The following is a 12247-nucleotide window of genomic DNA, read 5'->3' on the forward strand; positions in this document are numbered from 1 at the left end:
CGAAGCAAAAAACAAAAAGTTTTATTGAACAATTGCCGGATATATACATTAAACATCTTAACCAAAATGGCGCCGCGTATGACATAACCTATCCGCTTTGACACAAAAAAAGACCAGCCATGTTCCAGCATGACTGATCTCAGGATTCCCCGAAGTAACTGACATTACTTTACATCCGCTTTTGCAGGGGATGCAAGGGAAGATTTCGTTGAATAAATCTCCTTAACCAACAAATTCATTCAAAAATATGAAAAAAGTTCGACGACTTGAAGACTTTCTCATCACACTCATGCGAATAACAGTCATTCAATGTATCCTGGCGGGCCTCTTTGTGGGCATCTCATGGGCACATGATGGAAGAGCTCAATCTGCATTGAGCCAGAAAGTTACGGTTGACATTCAGAACGAGGACATTAAGAAGATCCTTGGACAACTGGAAAAGCAAACCAATGTAAAGTTCGTTTTCAGCTCCAAACTGATCCAGTCAGAACGAAGAGCTTCTATAAAAGCGCAAAACGGGGCATTAGCAGACGTTTTAGATGCGCTTTTGAAACCCATGGAGCTGCATTATAAGGCGAAAAATAACCTGATCGTTATCAGACCGGACAATCAGCCCGAAAAAGTCACTGAGGCTGCTGTGGAAGCAACTGCTTTTACATCAGCCGAATCTGCATTTGAGAAAACGATAACAGGAACGGTTAAGGAAGAAGCGGGAGCCGGCTTGCCCGGTGTAAGCGTGGTGCTCAAAGGCACCCAGACCGGGACATTGACCGACGAAAAAGGTAGATATTCGATCACCGTTCCCGACGGAGAAACAACATTGATCTTCTCATTTGTAGGGTTTTTATCACAGGAAGTGCTGGTTACGGGTGCTCAAAGCACTTTTGACGTCGCGCTTAAAGTGGATGACAAATCGCTTGAAGAAGTGGTGGTCGTCGGTTACGGAACCCAGAAAAAAGAATCGCTTACGGGTGCCATTGCAACGGTAACCAGCAAGGATCTGGATCGTGTACATGGTGGTTCAACAGTAAGCTCGGGACTAGCCGGAAAAATTCCCGGCGTAACATTCAGGATGCCCGACGGGCGCCCGGGTGCGGCTGCGACAGTGCAGATCAGGAACATGGGAAACCCGCTTTTTGTCATTGACGGAATCCAGCAGGATGATAAGCAATTCAACAACATTTCACCCAACGATATAGAAAGCATTACCGTGCTGAAAGATGCTTCTGCGGCTATTTACGGGGTTCGGGCGGCAAATGGGGTTGTGGTTGTGACAACAAAAAGAGGCAAAACCGGGACTAAGAATACAATCAATCTGGATGCATATACTGGCTGGCAAAACTGGTCGCGATTCCCGAATGTGGTTAACGATTCATACCAGTGGATGCTTGGCAAAGCAGAAGCGGAAATGAACCAGTATGGCAAAACGTCGATTACCCAAGCCGAGCTCGACAAATACAAAGCGGGCACCGAAATGGGCTATAAAAGTTTTAACTGGAAAGATTTCATTGTTAAAAAGAATTCGCCGCTGACATCTGTCAATATCAATATGACCGGTGGATCAGACAAAATTTCGTACTACATCTCGGCAACGCGTTTAAGCCAGAATTCGGTTTTGGGACGTGAGTTTACTTTCAAAAGGAATAACCTGCAAAGCAATGTGGACGCCAAGATCACGGATAACCTGAAAGTTGGCATTCAGATCAATGGCCGGATCGAAACCCGGGACCAGCCTGGGATTCCGGGAGGGGATGATTACTGGCTACCCCGTTTTGCCATTCTGCGAAACCGTCCGTTTGAGCGTCCTTATGCGAATGATAATCCATTGTATCTCAATGATATCAAGCACAACGAAACCAACTGGGCTTATAACAACAAAAGACTAGGCGGTTACCAAACGGATATCTGGCGCGTATTGCAAACCAATATGACAGCTGAATACAAAATTCCGGGTGTCAAGGGCTTGGTTGCCAGGGGAATGTATTCCTACTACATCGGAGACCGTGTTTTGAATGGTCACGAATACACTTATGAGGCCTACACTTACAACCCAACGGACGACACTTACAAAGTAACCGGCGGAAGCACGAACCCTTGGAGAGAAAGGCGCACTCAGAAAATTATGCGCAATGTATACCAAGGTCAATTGAACTATAACAACACATTTGGTAAGAACACAGTGGGCGCCACTTTCGTAGCAGAACGCCAGGAAGAACGCGATCAGGAGCAATGGGCGCACTCGGTTCCGAAAACCAATGTGCTTCCGCTCATGTATTTCGCGACGATGGACACCTATGACGACAAGGATAATCAGCTTGCGCGTATAGGATATATCGGTAGGGTAAATTATGATTATGGAGGTAAATATTATGTTGAAGTTTCTGCGCGTCGGGATGCTTCCTGGAAGTTTGCGCCGGATCGTCGGGTTGGTTATTTCCCGTCTGCATCGGTTGGCTGGCGGATCACGGAAGAGCAATTTTTCAAGAATATAATTGGCACAAGAAGCTTTCTGGATGATCTTAAATTTCGTGCGTCTTATGGAATTTTGGGGGATGACAACATTCTCTTCAACAATGATGTCAACCGTCCTCTGGATCCTTACGCTTATTTGCCGGGCTACAATTACAACCAGGGTAACGCCATTTTAAGTGGAACGGCCGTTGTTACTTCACGCGATAAGGGCCAGATCATCAACAACATTTCCTGGTTTAAGAGTAAAATCACAGACATTGGCGCAGACTTTTCGCTGATGGGAACAAAGCTGACAGGCTCGCTGGATTACTTTTACCGGTTAAGAACCGGACTTTTGGGCCGTAAATATGACCTGCTCGTGCCCAGTGAATTGGGATACAGCTTGCCGGACGAAAACGTGAACAGCGATTCGCAGGCGGGTTGGGAAGCAGCATTGACTTATAATGGTAAATCGGGCGAAATTGGTTACTCCATCGGTGGAAACGTTTCATTCTCGCGCAACAAGTTTGTTTCTTCTTATAAGCCGGTTTTTAACAATTCCTGGGACCAATACCGCAACTCAACCGAAGGCCGTTACAACAAAGTTTACTGGGGTTATGAAACCATCGGACAGTTCCAGTCGCAGCAGGAAATCAATGAATATCCGGTTAACATTGACGAACAGGGCAACCGCACATTGCTTCCCGGCGACCTGATCTATAAGGATATTAACGGCGATAATGTGATCAATGACTTGGATCAGAGGCCAATTGGTTACACCACAGACGGTCAGCCGAACATTAACTTCGGCTTGAATTTTGCGGTTACCTGGAAAGGAATCAGCTTCAATGCAGACTTTTCAGGCGGCGCGATGTATTCCTGGAACCAAAACTGGGAGCAGCGTTGGGCGTATCAGAATGATGGCGCTTTGAACAAAATATTCCTTGACAGATGGCACCGCGCAGATCCTTTTGACCTGAATAGTGAGTGGATCCCGGGCAAATATCCGGCATTGCGTTACAATGATGGCGGACACAGCAACTACAAGCGTAATTCGACATTCTGGATTCACAATGTGAAATATATCCGTGCAAGGACCATTGAACTGGGTTATTCTTTGCCAAAAACATTGCTTGAAAAAGTGAAGCTGCAACGTGCGCGGATCTATATCAATGGTTACAATTTGTTCTCAATTGACAATTTGAAAGAATTTGGCATCGATCCGGAGATCTCCGAAGAAAACGGTCTGCAATATCCGCAGAACAAGTTTGTCAACGTAGGGATCAATATTTCAATCTAATAAACCCGTATTTCGCGATGAAAAAGATATTTTATATACCAGTGTTTGTATTGCTTTTGCTAAGCTGGGGTTGTAATGACGATGAATTCCTGAACCGACCGCCTACAAACATTCTGACAGAAGAACAAGTTTGGGGTGACGAAGGACAAGTTCTTTCTTTGCTGGGAAACTTATACAACCGTTACGTCGATCTGGGCAATTTCCGCGATTTTGAACGGCCTGGCTTAGATCCTCTGACCGGCTGGACGCGGGTGGCGGATTTCAATGAAGCTTTCTGGTCTGAATCAGGCCGTTATAATCAATTCCAAAACAGTGGCTGGGATTTCAACACGTGGTCGATCTGGGACTACGGCTACATTCGTGAGATGAATTTATTTATTCAAAAATGCGAAGCCGCTGAAAAATTATCTCCCGCTGTTAAAGACCGTTTTCTGGCAGAAGCACGTTTTCTCCGCGCTTCCTATTATTTCGAGCTCGTAAAACGCATGGGCGGTGTTCCATTGATCCTGGAACCCATGACTTATGATTTCAGCGGAGATCCTACTTACCTGCAACATGCCAGGGCCAAGGAGTCAGAAATTTATGATTTTGTAATCAAAGAAGCGGAAGAAATTAAAGCTAAACTTCCTGCCAATGCCGGTGAAAAATCAAGGGCGACGCAGGCGGCAGCATTGGCAATGCAGGCACGTGCAGCACTTTATGCAGGATCACTTGCCAAATATGGGGTGAATACACCATCGGTTTCATTGCCTGGCGGTGAAGTGGGCATTCCTGCAAATTTAGCTACGATTTATTATACCAAAGCATTGGCAGCAGCCAAAGAAATCATCAGCGGCAGCGCGGGCGCCTATGCGCTTTACAACAAAAAGCCTGATCTCGCTGAAAACTTTTCCAGCATATTCTACGACAAAGCAAATAATTCGGAAGCGATTTTTGTAGACGATTACAAGCTCCAAAGTGGCAAAGTGCATTATTTCACAGGCTCAAACCAGCCTCGCTATGGTGCTGAGGAAGAAGAAGGGGGAAGAATTAATCCATCACTGAATTTTGTCGAAGCATTTGAAAAATTGGATAACACATTTGCCCGCATCCCGACAACCAATGCAGCCGGCGCGCCGATTTATTATGCCAATCAAACCGACATTTTCGAAGGCCGCGACGCAAGACTGGCTGGGACAGTAATGTTACCCGGAACCACATTCAAAGGCAGAACCGTCGACATCTGGGCTGGCTTTCAGCTTGGAAACGGCTCCATCGTAAGCGGCGACGACCGTGGCGCACAGAAAACATTGCCAGGCAAAACGGTTCCCGAACAAGTTGTTGGCTTCGACGGACCTATCGACGGTTTTGAATTTACTGCACAAACTGGTTTTTACCTTCGAAAATATCTGGATCCCGTTGTAGGATCAGGGCAGCGCGGGGTTAACAGTGAAGTCTGGTTTATCCGTTACAGATATGCAGAAGTGCTTCTGAACGCAGCCGAGGCCGCATTTGAATTAAAACAACCTGCCGTAGCAGCGGAATACATGAACCAGGTGCGAGCCCGGGCCGGATTGGTAAAACCACTCGTTGCCGGAGATATCACATTCGATCGCATCGCGCACGAGCGGCGCGTTGAGCTGGCTTTTGAAGGACATTATCACTTTGATATCCAGCGTTGGAGAATTGCCCACATCGTTATGGATGGCAATGCGATCAGTGCAGCGGATCTTTCAAAAGACCTTGGAAAAGCTACTAAAAGAAATACGCAGCCCTGGGCACTGTGGCCTTACAAAGTGTATGAGCCGGGATCTGCTAACAATGGCAAATGGATTTATAAACCAGTGAAATTGAGCCGTGTAACCGGAGCCGACCGTTTCCAGTTAGGGAATTATTATTCGCTGATCACGGACGAAGTCGTCAATAACAATCCGAAGATCGTACGGAACCCAAATCACTAGGCCATCACATTCAAAAAGATCAGCTATTATGAAAATCAGATCTCATTTTATACCATTCCTGGCGTTGCTTTTCCTTATCTCGGCATGCGCAAAGGACAATTTTACCGAGCCAAAATCAACATTATCAGGCCGGATCGTGTACAATGGCGAACCTATTGGCGTGGAATATAACCAGGTAAGGCTGCAACTCTGGCAACCCGGTTTTGGTAAGCTCGCGGCCATCGATACGCAGGTCGACCAGAACGGTTCTTATTCCGCATTGCTTTTCAATGGTAAATATAAATTGGTTGTACCAAGGGGAAGAGGGCCGTTTAAAACACTGGAAAAAGACGCAGCTGCAAAAGACACTTTGTTTGTAACGCTGGAAGGCAATCAACAGCTGGACCTGGAAGTAATGCCTTACTATATGATCCGCACGCCGCAATTTGCCGGAGCCGAAAACAAGGTTACAGCAACATTAAAGCTGGAAAAGATCATTAGCGGAGCAGACGCGAAGGCCATTGAACGTGTTTCGCTTTTTATCAATAAAACAGAATTCGTTTCACGGTCAACCAATGTGGGCGTGACCGATATTGAGGGCGCGGACGTCAAAGATTTGAATGCGATCACGGTGACAACCGACATTCCGGCCCTTGTTCCGACGCAAAAATATGTGTTTGCAAGAGTTGGCGTGAAGATTAAGGATGTAGAGGATATGATTTTTTCACCCGTTCAAAAAGTCGAATTCTGAGAAGAAGAGGCGTAAAGTGAATTAAAACAGCTTAGTTAATGAGGAAGTACAGTTTGATATTGCTTATCGGGTTATTTGTTTTAGGGTGCGCAAAAAGTAAAATGGGTTCTTCCGGCTCGAAGACCGGTGTTTCGCAGGGCAGGAGGGCAGAAGTGCTCTTCCTCGGACATACCAGCAAGCACCACGATTCGGGAAAATATGCGCCCTGGCTCTCAGTAAAATTGTTCAAAAGCGGGATCAACATGACTTACACCGTCGATCTCAATGACATTAATTCTGAAAACCTGAAAAAATACGACGGCCTGATCATTTATGCCAATCATGATTCACTTGCTCCGGCGCAGGAAAGCGCAATGAAGGCCTTTGTCGAGGGCGGCAAGGGCCTCATTCCGCTGCATTCCGCTTCGGGCTGTTTCAGAAATTCAAGCTGGTATATCAAAACCATTGGGGCGCAGTTTGCCTCGCATAAGGTTGGGAGTTTCAAAAACACAATCTTAAAACCTGACCATCCTGTAATGCAAGGGATAACCGATTTTGAAACCTGGGACGAAACTTATGTGCACAAAAACCTGAATCCTGATAAAACTGTCCTCGGCGAGCGCGTGGAAGGTGATGTGCACGAGCCCTACACCTGGGTGCGCAACCAAGGAAAAGGACGCGTTTTTTACACCGCATACGGTCACGAAGACAGCACGTGGACAAACAAAGGATTTTTGGATTTGGTTAGAAATGGCGTTTTGTGGGCAGTAGGAGACCATGTTAAGGCACAGATTGCAGCATTGAAACTGCCGGATGTAGACATTTACCAGTCAGACACGATTTCTCATTACACCAAAAGGCATGTCGTTCCCAAAATGCAGGAATCGCTTTCGTCATCGGAATCCAACAAACTAACGCAGGTCCCTGCCGATTTTGAAATACAACTCTTCGCTGCCGAACCCGACATTACCAATCCCATCGCCATGGCCTGGGACGAACGCGGAAGACTTTGGGTTGTAGAATCGGTTGATTATCCCAACACATTCAAAGAAACAGACGGCGCAGCCAATGACCGGATCAAAATTTGTGAAGACACAAATGGTGATGGAAAAGCAGATAAATTCACCGTTTTCGCCGATAAGCTGAATATTCCGACCAGCATGGTTTTCTCCAACGGCGGGATCATTGTTTCGATGGCGCCTGATTTTGTCTTCATGAAAGACACCAACGGCGATGATGTAGCCGACGTCCGTGAAGTGATTATGACAGGCTGGGGCAAGAATGATACGCACGCCGGGCCGTCCAATTTGCAATATGGATTTGATAACAAAATCTGGGGCGTGTTGGGCTATTCAGGTTTTAAAGGCGCAATTGATGGTAAGAAAATGAATTTTTCACAAGGTGTTTACCATTTTAAACCCGACGGAAAAGAGTTTGCTTACCTCGGAAGCAGCAGCAACAACACCTGGGGTTTAGGCATGACGGAAGATAACAATGTGTTTCTGTCAACGGCCAATAACACGCATAGCGCGTACTACTCAATCCCCGGGCAGTATATGCAGCGCACGATCGGAGACGATCAGCCTCCGGTTTTATCCGTTCAAAAAATCGACGGACATTACGATGCACATTCGCTGACACCAAATTTGCGGCAAGTGGACGTGGTAGGAGGGTTTACATCAGCGGCTGGACATCGTTTTTACACAGCCAGAAATTTTCCAAAAGAATACTGGAACCGCGTTGCATTTGTTTCTGAACCCACAATTCGTCTCGTGCATAAAGCCATTCTGGAACCGGATGGGGCAGGGTTTAAGGAAAAAGACGGCTGGAACTTTATGGCGAGCTCCGACGAATGGTTTGGTCCCGTGCAGGCAGAAACCGGCCCGGATGGGGCGGTCTGGATTGCGGATTGGTATAACTTCATCATTCAGCACAATGTATTCGTGCCGGCGCAATCTCCCGCGGAGTTCATTATTCCATTCAAAGAACAGCCGCAAGGGCCTGGAAACGCATTCAGCAGCCCCATGCGCGACTTGAATCATGGCCGTATTTACAGGGTTATTTATAAAAACGGCAAGAAAGCGCCGCCGATGAAATTGTCCAAAGATGATCTGCCCGGCCTTGTAGCAGCATTGGAAAACGACAATATGTTCTGGCGCATGACCGCACAGCGACTTTTGGTAGAATCCAAAAAACTTTCCGTTGTTCCTGATTTGTACAAGATCATTAATAATCCGAAAGTAGACGAAATAGGACTAAACAGCCCAGCTGTGCACGCATTATGGACATTGCACGGACTAGGTGTACTGGACGGTTCCAATGCGGAGGCGTTACAGGTTGTCAGCAAAGCATTGACGCACCCGGCCGCGGGCGTCCGGAAAGCAGCGGCAAGTGTTTTGCCCAAAAATGAGCAGAGTTTTGAAATGCTTCAAAAAGGCATGAACGACGCTAATCTGAATACGCGTTTGAGTGTTTTTGTTGCTTTGATAGAATTGCCGGCTTCGGAAAAAGTGGGTGAAGCAGTTTATCAGGCAGCATTGGACGAGCAGAATGCGAAAGATCCGTGGTTGTCCAAAGCATTATTGGCGGCCGCTATTAGCCATGAAACAGGATTTTTAGCTGCTTCGCAAAAGCAATCGGGTAAATCCGCATTTGCCGAGCAGGTTACCAAAGCGCTTTCAAAGGAAGTGTATCCATTGGGCCGACGGAATACATTGCAATATCCGCCTGATGTGTCCGGCAAAGAAATCACCATTAAAGCAAGCATTACCAAAGCAAAGGACAAAGCATTGCAAGGTTTCATCGCTGGGCAGGGCGGTAAAGAGGGTGGTTATGCATTGTATATTCAGGATGGAAAGCTCGTTTTTGCCGTAAAGCAACATGGTACATTGAGCCAGGCTGCAACCAGCGACCCGCTTCCCGAAAAATTCGATGTGGTAGCCAGTTTGACCAAAACAGGTGACATGACCATTGCTATTGACGGCAAAGAGGCTGCGAAGGGAAAGGCACATATGCTGTTTGCAACGCCGCTTATTAACTCTGTCCGCACCGGCGAGGATATGGAAGGGGAAGACAAGATCGGTTCTTATGGCGATAAATTTGGATTTGCAGGCAACTTTCAAAAAGCGTCGCTGGAACTGAACCGGCCGTCGGAAGGGAATGCAATGGTTATGGATTCTGAGAAAACTTCCAATTCCAACACAGCAAAGTCTTCTAACGCGACGGTTATTGAGCTGAAAGTGGAAAAGGAAATTATGCAGTTTGATAAAAAGCAGCTAACTGTAAAAGCCGGACAGAAAGTAGTGATCAATCTCGAAAACCCGGATGGTATGCAGCATAATCTGGTCATTATCAAGCCTGGAACATTGCAAAAGGTTGGTCAAGCCGCAGACGAAATGCTACGCGACCCCAAAGCTGCTGAGAAGCAGTATGTTCCAAAAGTTCCGGAGGTTTTATTTGCAACCAGACTTGTCAATTCCGGCGAAACGGTCACATTGGAATTTACGGTTCCTAACGAGCCCGGTGATTACACGTATGTATGCACATTTCCGGGTCACTGGCGCGGAATGAACGGGATTTTGCGGGTAGTTAAATAACTCAAAAGGCCTTTTAAACCTAGAAGCTCAACTTTTAATATTATTCAAATGATAAATCAATTTTTAAAAACTGCCCTGACTATGATGCTGTTGCTTGCTGTTGTAGCAGCAAATGCAGGGAATAACTTTGATAAACCTGTTAAAAAAGCCATCCGCGTTTTACTGGTAGGCGGCGGTTCTTCTCACGATTTTGATAAATGGTATAAAGGCACGGACGTAGAAACGCTGCAAAAAGATGGATTTGCAACGGTTGAATATACGAGCGATCCGACAACGATTTTGCCAAAATTAAAGGACATTGACGTGCTTTTATTGGCTAACAATCAGCCCATTGCGGATGATGCAACCCGGAAAGCCATTTTCGCATTTGCAGATGCAGGCAAAGGTCTGGTCCTGGCACATCCTGCACTTTGGTATAACTGGAAAGACTGGCCTGAATACAACCAAAAACTCGTTGGCGGCGGCTCAAAAGGACATGATAAATACGGTCCTTTTGATGTTAAAATCACTAAAAAGCACCCGGTTACCAAGAATGTGCCGGAAACATTTCACCTGGATGACGAGCTGTATTATCAGATTCCGGATGAATCAGGGTCACCGATAGAAGTTCTGGCAACTGCGAAAGCGGCCACTTCGGACAAAGTTTTCCCAAGCATCTTCATTGTAAAATATCCAAAAGGCAGGATTGTCGGCATTGCATTAGGCCATGATGCCGCATCGCACACCATAGCACCTTATCAAACTATTTTGCGGAATGCCGTTCAATGGGCATCCGGCCAATAATCCTGTTGATTCGGATCCCCGGGTTGAAACCCGGGGCAATAATATGGATTGCCCCATTTAATTGAACAGTCCCATCGGGACTTCTGATTTCATGGCCCCAGGTTTCAACCTGGGGATAGAGATAGAGATAGAGATAGAGATAGAGATAGAGATAGAGATAGAGATAGAGATAGAGATAGAGATAGAGATAGAGATAGAGATAGAGATAGAGAGATAGAACAGACAACTAAACACAAACAAAAACAAAACAAAAATGAGTCAGAAGCAAATCACAGTCGTTATTGTTGGAATGGGTTTTGGAAAAGAGTTTATCCCCATTTACCAAAGTCACCCGAACATCAAAGCCGTAGGAATTTGTACGCGCAGCAAAGAAACTCGTGACGAACTGACTGCCAAATTCAATCTGGACCCGAACCTGGTTTTTGAACATTTCGACGATGTTCCCAAGCGCGAAGATGTGGACGCTATCCACGTGGTAACACCGGTCCCCGAGCATGCAAAAATGACATTAGCATCATTAAATGCCGGCAAACACACGGCTTGCACCATTCCGATGGCCATGACCGTGGAAGATTGCACGGCCATCGTGGAAGCAAAACGCCGCTCCGGCAAAGTATATATGATGATGGAAACCGCGCTTTACACGCGTGAGTTTTTATATGGCTTGAAACTGGCTGAAACCGGTGAACTGGGCCGCATTCAGTTTGTTCGCGGGTCGCACATTCAGGATATGAGTATGGAAGGTTGGGGCGAATATTGGAAGGGTTACCCGCCGATGCTGAACGGAACGCACGCGATTTCCCCGCTTTTGAAAATCAATAACACCATTGCCGAAACGGTTGTATGCCACGGATCAGGCCGGTTGAGCGAGGACCTGGCCAGTCGTTATGGCTCGCCGTTTGCAGTGGAAACGGCAACATTCACGCTGAGAAATTCGGACGTGGTTGCAGAAGCTACACGTTCTTTATTCGATGTTGTACGTCAATATCGTGAGAGCTACGATGTTTACGGCACTAAAATGTCATTCGAGTGGGAACAGTTGCAAGATGAAAGTCATATCATTTTTGATGGTGGCGAAAATGCAAAACGCATTGATGTGCCCGATACGGACGAGCTACTCATTGAGCCGATCAAACATTTCACCAAACGCGAAAAAATCGACGACCCGAACCACGTTTCCTTCCTGCAAGGCGCAGGCCACGGTGGATCGCACCCGCATTTGGTTCAGGAATTTGTAGCCGCCATCGTTGAAGGACGTGATTCTGCGGTTGACGCCGCATTGGCAGCCAATTACACCTGCGCAGGCATATGCGCACACGAGTCCGCCATGAAAGGCGGCGTGCGGGTTAATGTGCCTAGTTTCGAAGCGTAGCGGCTGTCAGCCTGGGCCCTAGTGCTGTCAGCCTGAGCGGACCGGGCCGCCGGGCGGTCGAAGGCGCGCTACTCCTTGGTAACGCGCCTTCGACCG

General features: G+C 46.8%; 7 protein-coding genes. All 7 read left to right on the top strand.

Going from position 1 to position 12247, the window contains the following annotated elements:
- Window positions 1–247: 247 nt before the first annotated feature.
- The 7 genes from L0659_RS25660 (at window position 248) to L0659_RS25690 (ending at window position 12151) form a co-directional block, all read left to right on the top strand.
- Window positions 248–3751, top strand: coding sequence for a TonB-dependent receptor (locus L0659_RS25660; protein ID WP_235129474.1), 3504 nt, complete (start codon window positions 248–250; stop codon window positions 3749–3751).
- Between the two features lie 17 nt (window positions 3752–3768).
- Window positions 3769–5691 (top strand): RagB/SusD family nutrient uptake outer membrane protein, encoded by a 1923-nt coding sequence (locus L0659_RS25665; RefSeq protein WP_235129475.1) that lies wholly within the window; start codon window positions 3769–3771, stop codon window positions 5689–5691.
- 28 nt (window positions 5692–5719) lie between these two features.
- On the top strand, window positions 5720–6421 hold the full coding sequence (locus tag L0659_RS25670) for a DUF3823 domain-containing protein (RefSeq protein WP_235129476.1): 702 nt from the start codon (window positions 5720–5722) through the stop codon (window positions 6419–6421).
- A 38-nt stretch (window positions 6422–6459) separates the two neighbouring features.
- Complete coding sequence (locus L0659_RS25675; protein ID WP_235129477.1) at window positions 6460–9996, top strand: PVC-type heme-binding CxxCH protein; 3537 nt, start codon at window positions 6460–6462, stop codon at window positions 9994–9996.
- Window positions 9997–10044: 48 nt separating this feature from the next.
- Window positions 10045–10779, top strand: a complete 735-nt coding sequence (locus tag L0659_RS25680) for a ThuA domain-containing protein (RefSeq protein WP_235129478.1) — start codon at window positions 10045–10047, stop codon at window positions 10777–10779.
- A gap of 61 nt (window positions 10780–10840) precedes the next feature.
- Complete coding sequence (locus L0659_RS25685) at window positions 10841–10996, top strand: hypothetical protein (protein ID WP_235129479.1); 156 nt, start codon at window positions 10841–10843, stop codon at window positions 10994–10996.
- Between the two features lie 36 nt (window positions 10997–11032).
- Window positions 11033–12151: a Gfo/Idh/MocA family protein gene (locus L0659_RS25690; protein ID WP_235129480.1), complete on the top strand. Its 1119-nt coding sequence runs from the start codon at window positions 11033–11035 to the stop codon at window positions 12149–12151.
- Window positions 12152–12247: the final 96 nt, after the last annotated feature.

The organism is Dyadobacter sp. CY347, from assembly GCF_021502655.1.
In the GTDB taxonomy this organism is placed as follows: domain Bacteria; phylum Bacteroidota; class Bacteroidia; order Cytophagales; family Spirosomataceae; genus Dyadobacter.